We start from the raw sequence: 18,153 nt of genomic DNA on the forward strand, positions 1-18,153 counted from the left end.
GCGCGCGACAACAGGGCAGCACCGACCGGCGCGCCGCGCCGGTCGTCCTCTTTAATGCAAGCTTTCAGGGTCAGTCGACCGTCGCGCCCGACTTCTTCACCAACGCCGCCCAGCGCGGAATCTCGCGCTGCATCAGGGCGGTCAGTTCTTCCGGCGAACTGGCGACGATTTCCATGCTGATGCCTTTTTCCAGCTTGTCCCGGGCGTCCTGCGACTTCAGGCCCTTGACGATCTCGGCATGCAGGCGCTTGACGATCTCCTTCGGCGTGCCGCGCGGCGCATAGACCGCCTGCCAGGACACCATTTCGAAGTCCTTGACGCCGGCCTCGGCCATCGTCGGCGTCTCGGGCGCCAGCGGCGAACGCTTCGGCGAGGTCACCGCCAGCAGCTTCAATTTGCCGGCCTTGACCAGCCCTGCGCCGGCCGTGAGCTGATCGAACATGAAGGCGACCTGCCCGCCCGCCACGTCCTGGAAGGCCTGCGGACTACCCTTGTAAGCGACGTGCGTGACCGGCACACCGACGATATCGCCGAACAGTTCGCCGGCCAGATGCGTCGAGGTTCCGGCGCCCGACGACGCGAAGGTACGCACGTTGGCATCCTTCTTGAGCAACGCGACAAGATCGGCGACCGAATTCACCGGCAATTGCGCGTTCACATACAGCGCGTTGGGAATGAAGCCGACGAGCGTGATCGGCTCGAAATCCTTGACCGGATCGTAAGGCAGATTTTTGTAGAGACCGGCATTGATGGCATGCGTGCTGATCGTCCCGCCCATCAGCGTATAACCGTCCGGTTTTGCCTTGGCGGTATAGGTCGCACCGACCGCGCCGGCGGCGCCGGGACGGTTCTCGATAACGACCGGCTGGCCGAGCGCCGTCGATAGATGCTGCGCCACCGTGCGGCCGACGACGTCGGTCGTCCCGCCGGCCGTAAACGGCACCACATAGGCGATCGGCTTGGTCGGCCAGGCCTGCGCCGAAGCCGGAAGAGACACACAGGACAGCACGGCGGCCGCCGCCAGGATGAACTCACGTCGAATCACAGCAAACTCCTTCCCTGAAGTTGATACACCCGATTCCCCACCTCGCGCCGGACCGCCGAAGGAGCGCGCCGACGCCATGACAAAGCCATCAATCGTCCTCGACGAACACCTCTTCGCGCTTCTTGCGCAAGGCCGGCAGCAAGACCGTCAGCATCGCCAGCGCGGCGATCGCCAGCATCGTTGCGCTGATCGGCCGCGACACCAGCACCAGCGGATTGCCTTTCGAGAGCAACAGGGTGCGGCGCAGGAATTCCTCCATCATCGGCCCGAGGATGAATCCCAGCAGCATCGGTGCCGGCTCGCATTCGAGCTTGCGAAAGAGGTAGCCGGCCAAGCCGAAAACCGCCATGAAATAGATATCGAAGGTGGTGTTGGCGAGGCTGAAGACGCCGATCGCGCAGAACACCATGATCGCCGGAAAAAGAAAGTGATACGGCACCGACACCATGCGCACCCACAGGCCGATCAGCGGCAGGTTGAGCACGACGAGCATCAGGTTGCCGATCCACATCGACGCGACGAGCCCCCAGAACAGCGCCGGCTGCTCGGTCATCACCGACGGCCCGGGCTGGATGCCCTGCATGATCATCGCGCCGATCATCAGCGCCATCACCGGATTCGAGGGAATCCCCAAGGTCAGCATCGGAATGAAGGACGACTGCGCGCCGGCGTTGTTGGCGGCTTCCGGCGCCGCGACGCCCTCGATCGCCCCCTTGCCGAAATTCTTGGCATTGCGCGAAACCTTCTTCTCCAGCGCATAGGCGGCAAAGGACGACAGCATGGCGCCGCCGCCGGGCAGGATGCCGAGGATCGAACCGAGCGCGGTGCCGCGCAGGGCCGGCGCCGCGATCGCCTTGAGTTCGTCGCGGGCCAGCATGAGCCCGGTCACTTTCTTCACCAGCAGGCTGCGCTCCCCCTCCTTCTCGAGGTTGCTGATGATCTCGCCGAGGCCGAAGACGCCCATGGCGACGACGACGAAATTGATCCCGTCAAGCAACTCGGGTACGCCGAAGGTATAGCGCGCGACGTTGGCATTGACGTCGGTACCGACGATACCGAGCAGCAGGCCGAACACGATCATGCCGATCGCATGGAGCAGCGAGCCATGGGCGAGCACTACCGAGGCGACGAGACCGAGCACCATCAGCGAGAAGTATTCGGCGGGTCCGAATTTCAGCGCGATCTCGGCGAGCGGCGGCGAGAACAGCGCAATCAGCACCGTCGTCACCGTACCGGCGAAAAAGGACGCCAGCGCCGCCGTCGCCAAGGCCTTGCCGGCCCGGCCCTGTTTGGCCATTTCGTGCCCGTCGAGCGCCGTCACGACCGACGAGGATTCGCCGGGCAGGTTGATCAGGATCGCTGTCGTCGAACCGCCGTACTGGGCGCCGTAGAAAATCCCCGCCAGCATGATCAGCGCCGACACCGGCGGCAAGCCGAAGGTTACCGGCAGCAGCATGGCGATCGTCGCCACCGGCCCCAATCCAGGCAACACGCCGATTGCCGTCCCCATGACAACGCCAAAGAGGCAATAGGCCAGATTGACGGCACTCGCCGCCGTTTGCAGCCCCAGTCCGAGATTGGCAAAAATACTCGCATCCATCGTCGTGCCTCAGCTTTCGAACCAGGAACCGAAGAGCGGCATCGGCAGCGACAAGCCCTTGACGAAGACCAGCGCGCAGAAGGCGATCAATCCGATCGCCGCCAGGATCGCCCGCCATTCGAGCCGGAATTTCGCGCTCGCCGAGGCGCTCCCGAGGATCAGCACCGCCAGGGCGATCAAGAGCCCGGCCCGTTCGAGCAGGAAGGCGAACGCGACGGTCGCGGCGAACACGATTCCGGCCTTGCGCCAGGCGAAACCGTTCAGCGGCGCACCGCGGCGCGTCAGGCTGCGCAAGAGCGACAGCGCACCGATCAGCATCAGCAGGCCGGACAGCAGACTCGGAAAATACCCCGCGCCCATCCGGCTCGCCGTCCCGACCGGATAGTCGCGGGCGATCCAGTAGGCGGCCGCGCCGAACACCAAGTACAGGCATCCGGTCCAGAAATCCTTCTGGCTCTTGATCTTAACGCTCACACGCTCCCCTTCCCTGTTCCTTCGGCAGAGCCGCGCCGCAATGACGCTTCCTGCCCGGTCGCTTGCCACGAAACGCGCGGTGCCGTAATGCACGGCGGGCACGCTTGCGTCTAAGAGCCTATTTCGGTAGGGATCGTGGGCCGCGCCGGCGGCCCTTCGGGTTGCCGATACGTGCGGTGTCTGCGGCCTTGCTCCGCTTGCGCATGGAACAACCATGCGCTGCGCCTCCCGCCTTGCATCCATCCGCCCCTATCGACAACGCGGCCCGCAAGCCCTACCGAAATAGGCTCTAAACTGTCGTACTTGTTGTTGCGAAGGGCAGTAAAGCACTAATATATTAGTGTGTCAACGCCGTTACGGAGCCAATCCATGGAAGTCATGTCCACTCTTTCCTCGCCGCCGTCGTCAGCGAGCCCGGATACGCCGCGGCTCGACCGCTCGCGTCATGCCGCGCCGCAAGTGCTCGACTACTTGCGCGAACAGATCATTTCGCTGCGTTTGCCGCCGGGCAGCGTGCTCTCGCGACAGGACATCGCGACCCAGTTCGGCCTCAGCCAGACGCCCGTGCGCGACGCCCTCATCCACCTGACCGAAGAAGGCCTGGTCGACGTCTTCGCCCAGCACAAGACCGTCGTCAGCCGGATCGACGTCCAGGCGGCGCAACAGGCGCATTTCCTGCGCCGATCGATCGAAAAGGAAATCGCCCGCGTGCTCGCCAGCCAGAGCGATCCGGCGCTCATCAAGGCGCTCGAGGCGATCATCGCCAGCCAGCAACACGCGCTCGAGGCGGAGAATTACGAGGACCTGATCGGTAACGACCGGGGCTTTCACCGTCGCATGTACGACGCTGCCGGCGTGCCGGATCTCTATGCGCTGGTGCGGCGCAACAGCGGCCACCTCGACCGCCTGCGCCGCCTGCATGTCCCGGTCCCGGGCAAGGGATTGTCGGTGATCGAGGAACACCGGCGCATCGTCGCGGCAATCGCCTCGGGCGATCCCGATGCGGCGATGCGCAGCGTCGAGAAACACCTCGCCGGAACGCTGTCATGGATTGACGGCGTCCGCGAGCAATTCCCCGATTACATCATCCACTGACGCCGGCCGGCGTCCGCCGTTTACTTGCCGGGCGCGGGCGACGCCGCTTCCCCCGGCGCCTTGGGCGCCGGCGTCTTCGGCAGCGTATTCACCACCATGAAGGTGACGAAGGAGGTCGCGACCATCACCCAGATCAGCGCACCAAATCCCGCCTGTTTGACCACCGGCCCGATCAGCCAGACCGCCAGCGAACTGGCACCGAGCGCGACGGTGAGCCGCATGCCGGAGACGCGCGAGCGCATGGCATCGTCGACAAAACGCACGACCATGGCATCGGTAAAGGGAATCGCGCCGAAAATCGCCGCCATGAAGACGATCTGGGCGACATAGAACAGCCAGCCCTCGGCGCCGCTGGCGACGATCAGACCGAACAACTGCAGGACAACGACGCTGATATACAGCGGCTTGAGCGCGACGGTGTCGATCAGGCGGCCGATCACCAGCTGGTTCAGCGAGGCAATCGTATAGACGATCGCGAGCAAGAGGCCGATCTGCGCGGGATCGGACGCCAGGTCGGCGAACTTGCTGCTGAGCAGTTCGAAATTGCTGCTCGTCGAGAAATTGAACAGCGTGCTGCCGCTGGTCGCTGCCACGGTCATGATGAACAGGACCTTGGCCATCGACATGCCCTGATGCTCGCCCGCCGCCGCCTTTTTCTTGGCCGGGGCCGAATGCTCGCGCGTCGCGGCCAGCGCGAAGGCGATACCGGCAAGCACGCTGATCACGCCGGGCACGACGAAGGCCATGCGCCAACCAAAATACTTGATGAGCAGACCGGTCACCCCGGCCGCTGCGGCCACGCCGAGATTGCCGGCCAGGCCGTTGAGGCCGATCACCCAGCCCGGCCGCTGTTCGCCCTGCACCAGCATCGGAATGCCAACGGGATGATAGATCGAAGCCGCGCAGCCGATCAGCGCCATGGCGATCGAGAGCTGGAGCGGCGATGCCGTCAGGCTGACGGCGATCGAGGCGAGTCCGATGCCGACGAAAAAGACGACCATCATCGGGCGCCGCCCCCAGAGATCACCGAAACGCCCGGCAGGCAAGGAGCCGAGGCCGAAGCAGAAGAAGGCCGGCACGCTGTAGGGCATCAGGTCCTCCCAGCGGGCGAGGCCGAAATCGCGGGCGATCGAGGTCACCGCTGTGGCAAAAATCAGCAGGAACATGTGGTCCAGCGCGTGACCGAGATTGAGTAGAAGCCGTGTCGTCAGATTGTGCATGGGCTGATTATCGACTACGATCGCTTGTCGTATTTGTTATAAAACGCAAAGATTGAGTCCAAAACCGCCAACACCGACCGCCGCCCGTCCGCACAAGGCACCGCATGCCGATGCGCAGGCGGCCAACCGTGTACCGCGTCCGGTCTCGGCCTTTTCACGCCAGGACAAGGCCGGCCAACTGATCCGCACGCACACGCACGAGCGCGACCAGCTGATCACTGCCATCCGCGGCGTCATGACGGTCGAAACCGGCGACACCTTATGGACGATCCCGACCAGCCACGGCCTGTGGATGCCGGCCAGGGTCGGGCATTCGGTGCGCATGGACACCGACGTCGAGATGCACACGCTCTATTTCGAGGCCGGCAGCGTCGCCGGCGCGCCGCACGACTGCCGCCTGCTGGCCATCTCGCCGCTGCTGCGCGAACTGATCGTCCGCGCCATGGCGATTCGCCCGGTCTATGAGATCGACGGGCCGGACGGTCGACTGATGCGTGTCATCGTCGACGAGGTCGGACGCCTCGAAAGCGCGCCGCTCAGCCTGCGCCTGCCCGCCGACCGCCGGCTCGCCCGCCTCTGCCGGCATTTGATCGAAACGCCGGGAAACACCGAATCGATTGCCCAACTCGGCCCCCGCGTCGGTCTCTCCGAACGCAGCGTCATCCGCCTGTTCCCGCTCCAAACCGGCCTGAGCCTGCATCGCTGGCGACAGCAGGCCAAGCTGATGCGCGCCTTCGCGCTGGCCGAGCAGACGCCGTCGATCGGCGCCATCGCCGCCGATCTCGGCTACAGCAGCCCGTCGGCCTTCGCCAAGATGTTCCGCAAACTGTACGGCCGGCCGCCGACGGCGATACTGGCGCCGCGGCGCTGAGGTGTCCACGTAGCACCAGCGTCGCAGCCCCGCCGGGGACATCGGTGACGGATAGCGTCACGCCGACGCTTGTCAGCGCTTGGCGGCGACTTTCCAATCAAGGACGCGCCTGTCAACCAGATCGCGAAAGGCCTGCTGGTTTCCACCCAACTCTTTCGCATCCGGAAGGCGCTTGAGCACAAATCCGCGCCCGTCTGACCAAGCGACGCTGGCGGTCTTCATCAAGGCAATCAGTTTGATTCGCCGCGGATCCGTGTCGGGAAGAAGCCCATACCACCCCCACTCGTCAGGACGGAAGCCGTCTTGCGCGGCATTGGCGGCTTTGTTGGCGATCGACACATCGAGGGTTGCGTCGCTGACGGTGTTCATCAGCGTCTGCAGTTTTTCGTTCGACCACCAGTTCTCACCGATCAGTTTCGAGAGTTGCGCCATGTAGCACAAGGGTTGCAAACTGAAATTGTGGTAGTACAGGGCGCGCTTGCCGCGCCAGATTTCGGTCGCCAGAAAGCCGTCCGAGCGGACGGCACGGGTGAGCTGATTGAACGCGGTCCTGCCAAAGTCAATGTCATCCTGGTTGTTGGTCAGCACCCCGAGTTGCATGACGCCGACGGCGCCCCACGCGTAGTGGTTGTTGCGATACTCGTTCCCGGCCCAGAACTTCCTGATGTGCAGCGAAACCTGAGTCAGCCATCACTTGATGCGCGCATCCTGGTCGGGCGTCGCCAGATCCTGCACCTTGAAATACTGGGCGGACACCGCCGCAAACAGCCACTGCTGGTGGTAATAGCTCTGCCGCGGTTCATGCGGCATTTTCCTGATTTCGCCGAGCAAGGCATTCGCACGCGCCCAATCGTCGAGAAAGGCGACGGCGCACTTTCCCGATTCGAGGTCTTTTCTGAGCAGATAGTCATCCGCCAACGTGTTGAGCTTGAGATTCCACGCCTCCAACTGCTTGAACGCTTCCTTCCACGCGTTAAAGCGCTTGGTGTCCATGATCGAGTAGCTTCCGCCCTTCATGTCGGTGTAGAAACCGTCGAGCGCAAGATCGACCGGAATCGGCGACATGCTTCCGCAAGCACCAGGCGTTGCCGTGACAGCCGTCTTGAAGACCGATGGTTTCGACGCTTCGACCTCTTTCAGCGTCGGCGCCGATGCACAGGCCGTCAACAGGACGACCAACGGCAGCGAGAAACTGGTTTTCCGCATGCTTCTTCTCCCTGCCTTGCGGACCCTGATTTCATGCTTGGCCGCAAGCCCATGTTTCGCATCGCTCCATGGACTGCCCACCATGGATGAAGGCTCTTTTTTGCCCCTTGCGATACTCGCCGCTATCCCTCGTCGCGTATGACATATGCCTTAATCCTGAGATCGTGGTGAACGATATGGTCAACGATCCAGGCCTTGAGATGTTTCAAGGTCTCCGTACGGCTTTTCACTTCCATATTCAGCAAAGCTTCATTCACCCGATGGTATTGCTCGAGAATTCGGCGGTGCGCTTCGACGTGTCTAATCACTTCCTCAGCCGACATGCCGAGCGACCCAAGCACTTCTTCCTCATTCAGGAAGTGTGACTTGAGCACCCGCCCAATCTCGTTCATGGCCTGGGAAAAACGCTCGGATCCGGGCGTCGATTCCTCGTCGTTCAGCAAGCCGTCGAGCAGAAGGACCAAATCAAGGTGCTCCTGGTCGATCGCAGGAATACCCGTCTTCAGCGACGGATCGATGCCGGCGGGCTGCGCTGGCGCATCCAACGCTCTCAGCAGCGTCGAATACAGCATCTCCGGAATAAATGGCTTGGCGATGAAATCGTTCATTCCGGCAGCCAGGCAACGCGCCCGATTTTCGACGAAGGCATTGGCGGTCACCGCCAGAATCGGCGTGCGCTGCCGTCCCGGCATGGTGCGGATTCTCTGCGTCGCCTCCAGGCCATCGACATTCGGCATCTGCATGTCCATCAGGATTGCGGCATAGTTGCTTGTACTCGCCTTCCGCATCGCATCCAGCCCGTCCTTCGCCGTGTCAACCTTGAGACCGATGTCTTCGAGCAGGAACTTTGCAACCTCCAGATTCATTAATTCGTCATCGACGATCAATATATGCCGACCGGCATGCCGATCCCTGAGCGCGTGTTCGGCCGCCGATGACATGACCGGCAATCGAGTTCCATGGCCATCGATTTTCTTCAATTGCGCCGTAAACCAGAACGTGCTGCCAACACCAAGGGTGCTTTCCACACCGGCTTCGCCCCCCATCAATTCGGCCAGGCGTTGGGTGATCGCCAGCCCCAGCCCGGTCCCGCCATATTTCCGGGTCGTTGAACTGTCGGCCTGTGAGAAAGCGCTGAACAGACGAGGCAACACCTCCGTAGCAATGCCGATTCCGGTGTCTTGAACTTCGAAGCGGATCAGCACCGCCTCGGCCGTCTCTCGCAATTTCAAGGCGCGCAGGGTGATGCCTCCGCGTTCGGTGAACTTGATCGCATTCCCGACATAGTTGATCAGGGACTGCTGAAGGCGCGTCGAATCTCCCAGCAATTCGCACCACGCCGTCCCCGCCTCGACCTGAAGCTGCAGCCCTTTCACCTGGGCACGGCCACTCAGGATCGTCTGGACGTTGCCGAGGAGCGCCGGGATATCGACCAGGGTCTCTTCCAACATCACCTTGCCAGCCTCGATCTTGGACAGGTCGAGAATATCGTTGATGGTATTGAGCAGGTGCTCGGCCGAAGCATCGATTTTGTCGAGGCGCTCGGCCTGTACCGGGGTCACGTCGCTTCGGCGCAGGACATGCGTCATGCCGATGATGCCGTTCAGGGGCGTGCGGATCTCATGGCTCATGTTGGCCAGGAAAACGCTCTTTGAAAGATTGGCAGCTTCGGCAGCTTCTTTGGCTAGCGCCAACTCGCGAGTACGCGAATCCACCAATTCCTCGAGGTGCTGCCGGTATTGTTCGAGCTCGGCCTCCGTCCGTCGCTGTTGGGAAACATCCATGACCAGCGAAAACACGCCAATCACCTTGCCGTCACCATCGCGCAGCGACGTGCTATACCATTCGCATTCGATGATACTGCCGTCCTTACAAGTATTCTTGTTGTCCGTCTTCGTCCCTCTGTGACCGAGAGCCAACTGTTGCATTGCAGCCTGAACAAGCAGAGAAGCCTCTTCGGGAACGATGAAGCTTGCATGTTGCCCGATCGCTTCACTGGCGCTATAGCCGAATATCTGCTCGGCCGCCGGATTCCAGCGCGCCACTTTGAACTCCAGATCCCATTCGATAAAAGCCAGCGGAGCCTGCTCGAACTGCAGGGCAAGCTTTTGATTGGCGGAAAGCAATTCTTCTTCCCGTAACTTCAGCTCGCTGATGTCCGCATTGATACCCAACATCCGCTCCGGCTCGCCATCGCTGCTTCGAATGACCAAGCCATTGGCCTTGATATGCTTGACGATTCCGTTGGAATGGCGAACGCGGAAAGTCGTATCGAACGCTCGTTCGCCGGCAAGGGCCGCATAACAATCGGCAATGGCCCTGTCCTTGTCCTCCGGATGCAAGCCCTGCGTCCAGGCTTCGATGGTGCTTGGGGTACTCTCTCTTGACCGCCCGTACAACTCGTACATCCGGTCATCCCACACCATGAAATCCTGCCGAAGATCCCAGTCCCAAACGCCGAGCTGCGCTGACGAGGTCGCCAGCAAAAGCCGCTGCGACACCTGTTGCACCAGTTCCTCGGCTTCTTTCCGTTTGCTGATATCGACGATACTGATCCGTAGCAATTGCCGGTCCTTGTGCGGAAGCCTGGCAAGTCGCATCTCGCAGAAAATGTTTCGCCCATCGAAGGTCCGCAGGGCCCGCTCTATCTGAATGTGCTCGCCGGCGATGACCCGTTTGAAATTGGCCTCCCGCGCTTCGTCAGATGCTGCACCAGGATGGCTGGAATCATAGAATCTGAACAGATCCCCGTTCAGCAACTCGGCGCGAGAGCATCCCAGGAGCATTTCGGCGCTGGGATTCGCTTCAATGATCAGTCGTGTTTCCCCATCCTGCAGCAGAATCGCATCCGGAGCCTCTTCGACCAACATGTGCGAAAGCGCTTCTGCCAGGCGGCGGCGATGACGCTGGTAAATCAGCGCGATGATCAGTCCGGAAAGAAGGAATATCGCCAGTCCCGCAACGATGACATAGCCCCTGTACTGGCCCCAGAGCGTCACCGGCTTGTTGATGAAGAGCGTGTCGGCAGCCAAGACGCCGGGATCGCCCCCCCATCGTTCGACTTGCTGCCAGTCGAACATCGCCGTGCTGGGGTTCGAAATGAACATCACCGGATCGCTCGGCCGGTAGCCACCCTTGAGTATGTCGACTCCGAAGGACGAAAGCTGCGATGCGTCGCCGCCGATCCGCGTCACCATCCCGCCAACGAAGCCCGTGCCGATAGTCGTGTCATAGAGAACGAAGGCCGGCGCCTTGGCGAACTTGACGATCCGGGCGTAGGAATCGTTCGGAAGAAACTTTGCCCCGGTTGCGTCCTGGAGAATCCCGACTCCCATGATGATGGTATTGGGCGCCGGATTGGACAGCTTGTGGTCAATCTCGTCAAAGCTCAGGGCGCGGGTATCCTCAATCTGAAGTTTCCCCGCCCAGGGCGCGAGATCGTCGTGGATGTTCGCTTGCCTGGCCAGTTCAAGCTCGCTGTTTCCCTGAATGACGATGACACGCTCGGTCTTCGGAAACAGCTCGAGCGCACGCTGCAGGGTGCCTCGATAATCGAGGCGCGATGTCTGGAACACGAATTTCTGGGTGCTGGTGTTCGTCCCTGGCGGCAATTGGGCGTAGGCGCTCAGAACAGTCGCTCTAGGCGCCAGATCCCGGGCATCATTCAGCAAAAAATTCAGCGCCGGCTGTTGTACGCAAAAGACCACGTCGAAATCGACATGACGATATTTTTCCTTGAGCAGCGTGGCCAACGGCTTACGAAGCCTGTCGCCGATACTGGGCAGATCGAGGTATTCGGTATGAATATCGGTGCTCTTGATGCCGCCCTTTTTCAGCCCGCTGTTCAGCGCAGCGACATACTGGTCGATCCCCGGGCCGCCGAACTCCACCGACACCAGGATCAGCGCCTGTTTGCCCGAGGACGCCGCAACGGCACCGGCAAGCGCGCTGAATGAAGAAAAGGCAAACCAAAGGAATAAAACGACAGCCAATAGACGCGGCACAAGTCTTACGCGGGACACCGGCTTGATCATATCGCCCTCGATAGTTGGATGTTCTTTTCGGGTCAGCGAGTCATCGCGTCGACGTTTCTTGTTGTGCATAACTCTAACGCAATAAAGAGGCAGAAGTGAAGCAATTGGATTGGCATCACCTGCCGCGCGATCCTCCTTGGCGTTTCATCTGCCAAGGCCGGTATCCGCCGGCGACGGACTTTACGTCGCCAGCATTTAGTCTTACTCTTCCAGGGCCCGAAGCAGTCCGCGAAGAGATGCCTCTTCAACTGACGCGAGGTCGAAAAAGATGCCCCTTAGGAACATGCTGCGGCGCGCATCGAATGCATGGATTCGCCGTAAAAGGAGGAAGGTAAAATTTGTGAATTGTTAGGCATGAACTGCAACGTCCCGACCGACATCTGCTTCTCCTTCAGCGGATTCCAGGCGCGTGGCGGCGCCACCGATGTGCACCGCGACGGCTGGGGCATCGCCTTCTTCGAGGGCAAGGGCGCCCGCGTTTTCCTCGATCCGCAGCCTTCGTGCGACTCGCCGGTCGCCGAACTCGTGCGCCGTTATCCGATCCGCTCGCTCAACACGATCGCGCATATCCGCAAGGCGACGCAGGGGGCGACCGGGCTTGAGAACACACACCCCTTCATGCGCGAGCTATGGGGCCGCTACTGGATCTTCGCCCACAACGGCAACCTGACCGATTATGCCCCCGCCCTGGACGGCAGCTTCCTGCCGGTCGGGCAGACCGACAGCGAACGCGCTTTCTGCCATCTGCTGCAGCGCCTGCGTCAGCGCTTCCCGCAGACGATGCCGGCCGCCGACGCGCTGCTCGCGGCACTTGAGGAATTCGCCGCGGAAACGCGCCGTTTCGGCAGCTTCAACTTCCTCTTGTCGAACGGCGAGCGGCTGTTCGCCCACCGCGCCACCGAACTCCATTACCTGGTCCGGCAGGCGCCCTTCTCGGTCGCCCACCTCAAGGACGAGGACCTCAGCATCGACTTCAACGAGGTGACGACGCCGAACGACCGCGTCGCGCTGATCGCGACGCAACCGCTGACCGACAACGAATGCTGGCACCCGCTGCCCACCGACCGCGTCTCGATGTTCTGCGACGGCACGCTGGTGTCATAAGCAGGTGAAGCTGCCTCGCCGCTAGACCGCGATGATTTCGAAGTCGTGCGTGATCTCGGCGGTCTTGCCGAGCATGATCGACGCCGAACAGTATTTTTCCTTCGACAGGGCGATCGCCCGCTCGACGACTTCCGGCTTCAGTCCCGTGCCGCTGACGCGGAAGTGGAAATGAATCCGAGTGAACACCTTGGGGTCGGTCTCGGCCCGCTCGGCCTGCAGGCTGACTTCGCAGCCCTGCACCGCATGCCGGCCCTTCTTGAGAATCGAGACGACGTCGAAGGCCGTGCAGCCGCCGGTGCCGGCCAGCAACAATTCCATCGGTCGCGGCGCCAGATTGCGTCCGCCGGCCTCGGGTGGCCCGTCCATCATGACGACGTGGTTGCTGCCGGTCTCGGCCAGAAACGACATCCCGCCTTCAATCCATTTCACACGACATTCCATGGGGTTTTTCCTGTCTTCGCAAAGAAATAAAAAACACGGCGAAGCATTGCCTCGCCGCGCCTCTTTGAACTAAGACGCCGCCAGCGCGCTGGTGGTTCCACGCGCTAGCCGGCGACCGCTCCGACGATCACTTCACCAGCACGTACTTGCCTTGGCGAATCTGCAGCTTGGCCAGCGTCTTCGACGGTTCGCGCGTCTTCGGATCGAAGGAGGTCGCGCCGGTCACGCCGGGAAAATCGCGGGTCGCCGCCAGCGCGTCGCGGACCTTGGCACGCGTCGCATTGGCACCGCCGGCGGCGACAATCGCGTTGAGAACGATATTGGTCGCATCGAAGGCCTGCGCCGCGAACATCAGCGGCTTGCTGCCGTAACGCGCCTCATACGCCTTGACGAAGGCGCGGACATGCGATTCGGGGCTATCGACGACGAAGGAGGTCGACAGGTACAGTCCCTCGGTGGCGGCGCCCGCCAGCTCGATCAGCTTCTGCTCGTAGAGCGACGAGGTGCCGTAGATCGCCTGCTTCAGGCCGAGCTGCGCCTTCTGCTGCAGGAAGGCCGAGCCGTCCTCGTAAAACGCGCCGAGATAGATGGCGTCCGGGTTGCTGCGTGCAATCTTGGTCAGGATCGAACGAAAATCGCGCGTGCCGGGATTGAACATCTCGGTTTCGGTGACGACACCGCCACCGGCCTTGACCGCATCGACGAAGTTCGACACCACCGACTGGCCCCAGTCGTTCTGGATCGCCACGACAGCGATGCGCTTGACGCCGTTGGCCAGCGCCCAGCGCGCCACCAGCGGCCCCTCGTAGGCCTGCGTCGTGATGTTGCGGAACTGGTACTCGCTGATCTTGGTGAAGTCGGGATGCGACGCGGTCTGCGACAGCTGCGGCAGCTTCGTCTGGGCATAGACCTGCCCGGCCGCCATCGACACCGTCGAGCTGAAATCGCCGAGCGCCGCGACAATGCTTGCGTCATCGGAGAACTTTCGCGCGATATTGACGCCTTCCTTGGCGTCGCCCTTGCTGTCCTCGAATTTCAGCTGGACGGTGACGCCCGGCAGACGTCCGGACTTGTTGAATTCATCGACCGCCAGCGTCGCCGAGTTGCGGAACAGTACGCCGTACTGCGCATTCTCGCCGCTCAACGGCGCCTGGTAGCCGATGGCGACCGTCTTGTTCTGCGCCAAAGCGCTGCCGGCCAGCAGCAGGGCCGACACGGCCGACAACAGGATATGGCTTCTCTTGATGCTCATCATGCACTCTCCATGGCAGGGAATCGAAATCGGTGCTCATGGTAGCGGGCCGCTCGCGGCCGGCAAAAGAAGAAATATCTCTATCGATATAATCGCTCGACCACAATGCCTATCGCATAAAAAATCCTCACCGCATCAATGACGAGCGGACACGTCGCGACGCGCGGCGTGTCGACCTCAGCGAACGCCGGCGGCCAGACGTCGGACTTCGGCGGCGATTTCCAGGGCGGCGCGCCCCAGCGCGCGGCGTTGCGCGGCGACACGCTCGCCCACCGAGGCGGAAGTTAACGCAACTTCGGACGCCACACCGGACGTCGTTTCGCGAATCCGGCTGCGCCCGACGATCTCCTTGCCGTCGCGCGGCTTGAGCACCCAGGAGAGGTCGAGATCGACGGCCCCGTCGGTCTGCGCATCGAGCTGCTGGACATGCAGGGCGAGGCGGAAATCGGCATCGAAATACGGCGCCCCCGCCGGCACGGCAACAATGCCGGACGAGTCGAGCGCTTCGGCAAGACGCGCGGCCATCAGCCGGGGAATCGCGCTGCGCAAGGGTTCCGCCCAACGCTGCTGTTCGCTCAGGACGAGACGCGAATCGGCGGCGCGGAGCACCATCTGCGGTCGGTCCAGCGCCTCCGGCACACTCGCCGACGTCACCAGCACGGTCGGACTGGCGCCACGCGCGGCAACAATGACGCCATCATCGAGCGCGTAGTAATTGACGCTCGGCGACGAAGTGCACGCACCCAGCGCGACCAATCCCATCAACATCCAATATCGACTTGGCATCGTCTACTGTTCCTTTTTTCCCTTGAGCAGCGCTTCCGGCTGCCGTTCGAGCAGATCGGCCAGATCATGCACCGACCGCGCCGCCCGTGCCACTTCGCGCAAAGCGTCGCGAATCTCCTGCTGCATTGGCGTATCGCTCGCCATCAGCGTCCGCGCCTGTTCGAGCGTGCCGCGCGCCGACCGCATCGTCTCGTTGAATTCCGGCGCGACCTCCTTGTCGAGCCGGGCGATCAATCCATCGGCATGCTGCAGCGTCTGTTGCAGCATGGTCGCGATATTCATCAGTTGATCCTGCAAGGAATCGAGGCTGCCCGGCTGCGTCGGCAATTCGGGGATACGCTTGTCCCAGCGGATCTTCGCCGGCTCGGTGCGCGGGAAATAATCGAGCGCGACATAGCGCTGACCGCTGATCACGTTGCCGGTGCGCAATTGCGCCCGGAACCCGCGCGCGACCATCGCATCGAGTACTTCGCGCATTTCCTTGCTCGACGCATCGCGTGCCGACAGATTGCGCGTGCGCCGGGTCAGGCGTTCGGGATACAGCTTGACCTCGACCGCCAGCGAGAAATCGGTGGTGCTCTTGTCGAAATCGAGTTCGATGCGCGAGACCTCGCCGGCGACGATGCCGCGGAAATCGACCGGCGCGCCCTCCGACAGTCCGCGCACCGATTCCTTGAAGACCAGAACGTATTTGAGGAATTCGGTATCGCGTACGCGCTGCGCCGAGGCCTGGTCGCCAAACAGCGTGAACACCGTCGTTGCCGGCACCGTTTCGGCCGCCTCCATGCCATCGCGCTCCGGTGAGGAAAAGGCGATACCGCCGACAACCAGGCTGGCCACCGACTGCATGTTGAATTTAATGCCATCCGCATCCATCGCGACATCGACGCCGCTGGCATGCCAGAAGCGTGATTGCGGCACGACGAAGCGGTCATACGGCGCGTCGATGAAGATCTGCACATCGACGCCGCGCCCGTCTTCCTGCATGCCGTAACCCGTCACGCGCCCGACCTGGATGCGACGGTAATAGACCGGCGCGCCGATATCGAGCGAGCCGAGGTTATCGCTGCTCAGTCGAAACGCGTGGCCGCGTGTCTCGTTGGTGATCGTCGGCGGTTCTTCCAGGCCGACGAACTTCCGGGTAGTGGTACTCGACTGTCCGGGATCCATGGCAATGTGCACGCCGGAAAGCAGCGTCGCCAAGCCGGACACGCCGGCAACCGTCACGCGCGGGCGAACGACCCAGAAGCGGCTGTCTTCGGAAAGCAGATCGCTGGCATCGCGGTTGAGTTGAATCCGCACCAGCACGGCCCCGCGATTCTCGCTCAGCATGATTTCCTTGACCGTGCCGATATCGACATCCTTGTACTTCACGCGCGTCTTGTTGGCTTCAAGCCCTTCCGCCCGCACGAACTGGACAAGCACCTCCGGACCGCGTTCGAGCAGCGCCTTGATGCCGAGCCCCAGGCTCAGGCAGATGGCGAGCAAGGGGACGATCCATACGAGGCCTAAGCGAAAGCGCGGCGCGTTCACACGCACCTCGGGAATGGACGCGTCATCTTCGGAAGGTTTCATTCAGATTTTCCTGGAAAAGGCGGTGGCGACTCGACATCCCAGATCAGCCGCGGATCGAAGGCCATGGTCGCCAGCATGCTGAGCACCACGACAGCGCCGAAGGCGACAATGCCGGGACCGGGAACGATGACGGCCAGGGACTGGACCTGAACCAGGGCCACCAACAAAGTCACCACGTAAACATCGAGCATCGACCAGCGCCCGATCAGTTCGAGCAGACGAAAGAGACGACTGCGCGCGCGCCGGTGACGGACCGAGCGTCGCCCCACCGAGAGCAGCAGATAGGTCAGGGAAAACAGCTTCAGCATCGGTACCACGACGCTGGCCGCAAAGACCACGACGGCGAGCGACCAGGAGCCGGAGTTCCAGAGAAAAACGACGCCGCTCAGGAGGGTGCTCTCCTCGGTGCCGAAGGGTGATTGCGTCTGCATCACGACCAGCAGATTGGCGGGCAGGTAGAGCACGCAGGCGGACAGGAGCAGCGCCCAGCAACGCCCGAGACTGCCGGGTTTGCGCAGGTGCAGCGGCGCCCCGCAACGCGGGCAGTGCGCGGCTTCGGCGAGCGGCGTGAGGCGTCCGCACACCTCGCAGACGGCCAGGCCGCGGCTGGCGGCGGTCACCGTCACGCGCGCGCCTTCCTGAACCGTCGCAAGGCGCCGCCGGCAAACGGCAGCGGCCGTGCCGCATCCCAGGCCTGCCAGAGCGCCGGCGGGTCGATCAGCACCGACAAGGCGGCGAGCAGCGCCATCAAACCGCCGAAGCAGGCCATCGCCGGACCCGGCAGCACATCGGCCAGATGCGAGAGCTTGACCAGCGACACCAGCACACCGAGCACGAAGACCTCGACCATCGCCCAAGGCTGCGCCAGACGAAGCAAACGGAACACCCGCGCGAAGCCCCACGGCCGCCACCCGCGCCACAAAGGCAGGACCAACCAGAGGACGGCGCCCAGCTCGAAGAGCGGCATCAACACCGTGGTCAGCAACACCAGGCCGGCAAGCAAGCCGCGCTCCTCGCGCCAAAGCGCCTGCGCGGCATCGAGCACCGTCGTTTCGGCATAGTGACCCTGGATGTCGAGGCCGACAATCGGAAAGCTGATCGCCGTCACCAGCAGCGTCAATGCCGCCACCGTCAAGGCCAGGATCTTTTCCAGGCGATCGTGATGACAGCCATACAGCCGGGCGCCGCAGCGCGGGCAGTACGCCTGACTGCGCGCCGCGCTCAATTCCAGCGGCATCAGCAGGAGATCACATTCATGACAGGCGATCGGAGTCATCACAGCTCATTGCAGCTCGGCGCAAGGCAAACTGTTATGATACCGGCCTCACCGCCGGCTGCGCCAGGAAACTTCACCACGGCAGCGCCCGGACGCCGCCTGACGAGCGCAGCGGGCACGCTTCGACACATGGCGTACGCGCCGCTGCCGACGCGATCAAAAATGCAGCGCACC

16 protein-coding genes are annotated in these 18,153 nt (G+C 62.5%); 3 read left to right on the plus strand and 13 right to left on the minus strand.

The features are described from left to right. Positions 1–70: 70 nt before the first annotated feature. From BLR25_RS04020 to BLR25_RS04030, 3 genes are all read right to left on the minus strand, one after another. Complete coding sequence (locus tag BLR25_RS04020) at positions 71–1,045, minus strand: Bug family tripartite tricarboxylate transporter substrate binding protein (protein ID WP_218122620.1); 975 nt, start codon at positions 1,043–1,045, stop codon at positions 71–73. 88 nt (positions 1,046–1,133) lie between these two features. Further along, positions 1,134–2,645 (minus strand): tripartite tricarboxylate transporter permease, encoded by a 1,512-nt coding sequence (locus BLR25_RS04025; protein WP_091933992.1) that lies wholly within the window; start codon positions 2,643–2,645, stop codon positions 1,134–1,136. A 9-nt stretch (positions 2,646–2,654) separates the two neighbouring features. Next, positions 2,655–3,119: a tripartite tricarboxylate transporter TctB family protein gene (locus BLR25_RS04030; RefSeq protein ID WP_091933995.1), complete on the minus strand. Its 465-nt coding sequence runs from the start codon at positions 3,117–3,119 to the stop codon at positions 2,655–2,657. A 369-nt stretch (positions 3,120–3,488) separates the two neighbouring features. Here BLR25_RS04030 and BLR25_RS04035 point away from each other — a divergent pair, with 369 nt between their 5' ends. Then, positions 3,489–4,214 carry a GntR family transcriptional regulator gene (locus BLR25_RS04035; protein ID WP_245715464.1) on the plus strand — a complete coding sequence of 242 codons (726 nt, stop codon included), beginning with the start codon at positions 3,489–3,491 and terminating at the stop codon, positions 4,212–4,214. A 20-nt stretch (positions 4,215–4,234) separates the two neighbouring features. On the opposite strand, the gene BLR25_RS04040 is transcribed toward BLR25_RS04035, so the two are convergent. After that, positions 4,235–5,434 (minus strand): MFS transporter, encoded by a 1,200-nt coding sequence (locus BLR25_RS04040; protein WP_091933998.1) that lies wholly within the window; start codon positions 5,432–5,434, stop codon positions 4,235–4,237. Between the two features lie 52 nt (positions 5,435–5,486). On the opposite strand from BLR25_RS04040, the gene BLR25_RS04045 reads away from it, so the two are divergent. Next, the gene (locus BLR25_RS04045) at positions 5,487–6,305 is read left to right on the plus strand and encodes an AraC family transcriptional regulator (protein ID WP_091934001.1); all 819 of its coding nucleotides are present in this window, start codon (positions 5,487–5,489) and stop codon (positions 6,303–6,305) included. Positions 6,306–6,377: 72 nt separating this feature from the next. Here the strand turns inward: BLR25_RS04045 and BLR25_RS04050 are convergent, their stop codons facing one another. The 3 genes from BLR25_RS04050 to BLR25_RS04060 all read right to left on the minus strand — a co-directional run bounded on the left by BLR25_RS04050 (position 6,378) and on the right by BLR25_RS04060 (position 11,614). Next, a complete protein-coding gene (locus BLR25_RS04050) occupies positions 6,378–6,992 on the minus strand; it encodes an alginate lyase family protein (protein WP_091934006.1) in 615 nt (204 codons plus the stop codon). Between the two features lie 3 nt (positions 6,993–6,995). Further along, positions 6,996–7,511 (minus strand): alginate lyase family protein, encoded by a 516-nt coding sequence (locus tag BLR25_RS04055; RefSeq protein ID WP_091934009.1) that lies wholly within the window; start codon positions 7,509–7,511, stop codon positions 6,996–6,998. 122 nt (positions 7,512–7,633) lie between these two features. Beyond that, positions 7,634–11,614 (minus strand): PAS domain S-box protein, encoded by a 3,981-nt coding sequence (locus BLR25_RS04060; RefSeq protein ID WP_091934012.1) that lies wholly within the window; start codon positions 11,612–11,614, stop codon positions 7,634–7,636. 267 nt (positions 11,615–11,881) lie between these two features. On the opposite strand from BLR25_RS04060, the gene BLR25_RS04065 reads away from it, so the two are divergent. Further along, positions 11,882–12,649: a class II glutamine amidotransferase gene (locus BLR25_RS04065; protein ID WP_091934015.1), complete on the plus strand. Its 768-nt coding sequence runs from the start codon at positions 11,882–11,884 to the stop codon at positions 12,647–12,649. Between the two features lie 21 nt (positions 12,650–12,670). Here BLR25_RS04065 and BLR25_RS04070 read toward each other — a convergent pair whose 3' ends face one another. From BLR25_RS04070 to BLR25_RS04095, 6 genes are all read right to left on the minus strand, one after another. Next, entirely contained in the window at positions 12,671–13,090 is a 420-nt protein-coding gene (locus tag BLR25_RS04070) for an OsmC family protein (RefSeq protein ID WP_091934018.1), read from the minus strand. A 127-nt stretch (positions 13,091–13,217) separates the two neighbouring features. After that, positions 13,218–14,345 (minus strand): ABC transporter substrate-binding protein, encoded by a 1,128-nt coding sequence (locus tag BLR25_RS04075; protein ID WP_091934023.1) that lies wholly within the window; start codon positions 14,343–14,345, stop codon positions 13,218–13,220. A gap of 174 nt (positions 14,346–14,519) precedes the next feature. Further along, complete coding sequence (locus BLR25_RS04080) at positions 14,520–15,128, minus strand: PqiC family protein (protein WP_091934027.1); 609 nt, start codon at positions 15,126–15,128, stop codon at positions 14,520–14,522. Between the two features lie 3 nt (positions 15,129–15,131). Beyond that, the gene (locus BLR25_RS04085) at positions 15,132–16,703 is read right to left on the minus strand and encodes a PqiB family protein (RefSeq protein WP_091934030.1); all 1,572 of its coding nucleotides are present in this window, start codon (positions 16,701–16,703) and stop codon (positions 15,132–15,134) included. Further along, a complete protein-coding gene (locus BLR25_RS04090; RefSeq protein WP_091934033.1) occupies positions 16,700–17,329 on the minus strand; it encodes a paraquat-inducible protein A in 630 nt (209 codons plus the stop codon). The genes BLR25_RS04085 and BLR25_RS04090 overlap by 4 nt, the downstream gene beginning before the upstream one ends. Continuing rightward, on the minus strand, positions 17,326–17,979 hold the full coding sequence (locus BLR25_RS04095; RefSeq protein ID WP_091934036.1) for a paraquat-inducible protein A: 654 nt from the start codon (positions 17,977–17,979) through the stop codon (positions 17,326–17,328). Before BLR25_RS04095 ends, BLR25_RS04090 begins: the two co-directional genes overlap by 4 nt. Positions 17,980–18,153: the final 174 nt, after the last annotated feature.

It is taken from the genome of Propionivibrio dicarboxylicus (assembly GCF_900099695.1).
Classification (GTDB): Bacteria; Pseudomonadota; Gammaproteobacteria; order Burkholderiales; family Rhodocyclaceae; genus Propionivibrio; species Propionivibrio dicarboxylicus.

Bases quoted from the DNA above. Each gene is read 5' to 3' on its own strand.
- BLR25_RS04025 (WP_091933992.1), bottom strand. From the start codon at position 2,645: ATGGATGCGAGTATTTTTGCCAATCTCGGACTGGGGCTGCAAACGGCG.
- BLR25_RS04035 (WP_245715464.1), top strand. From the start codon at position 3,489: ATGGAAGTCATGTCCACTCTTTCCTCGCCGCCGTCGTCAGCGAGCCCG.
- BLR25_RS04040 (WP_091933998.1), bottom strand. From the start codon at position 5,434: ATGCACAATCTGACGACACGGCTTCTACTCAATCTCGGTCACGCGCTG.
- BLR25_RS04055 (WP_091934009.1), bottom strand. From the start codon at position 7,511: ATGCGGAAAACCAGTTTCTCGCTGCCGTTGGTCGTCCTGTTGACGGCC.
- BLR25_RS04060 (WP_091934012.1), bottom strand. From the start codon at position 11,614: ATGCACAACAAGAAACGTCGACGCGATGACTCGCTGACCCGAAAAGAA.
- BLR25_RS04070 (WP_091934018.1), bottom strand. From the start codon at position 13,090: ATGGAATGTCGTGTGAAATGGATTGAAGGCGGGATGTCGTTTCTGGCC.
- BLR25_RS04075 (WP_091934023.1), bottom strand. From the start codon at position 14,345: ATGATGAGCATCAAGAGAAGCCATATCCTGTTGTCGGCCGTGTCGGCC.
- BLR25_RS04080 (WP_091934027.1), bottom strand. From the start codon at position 15,128: ATGCCAAGTCGATATTGGATGTTGATGGGATTGGTCGCGCTGGGTGCG.
- BLR25_RS04085 (WP_091934030.1), bottom strand. From the start codon at position 16,703: ATGAAACCTTCCGAAGATGACGCGTCCATTCCCGAGGTGCGTGTGAAC.
- BLR25_RS04095 (WP_091934036.1), bottom strand. From the start codon at position 17,979: ATGACTCCGATCGCCTGTCATGAATGTGATCTCCTGCTGATGCCGCTG.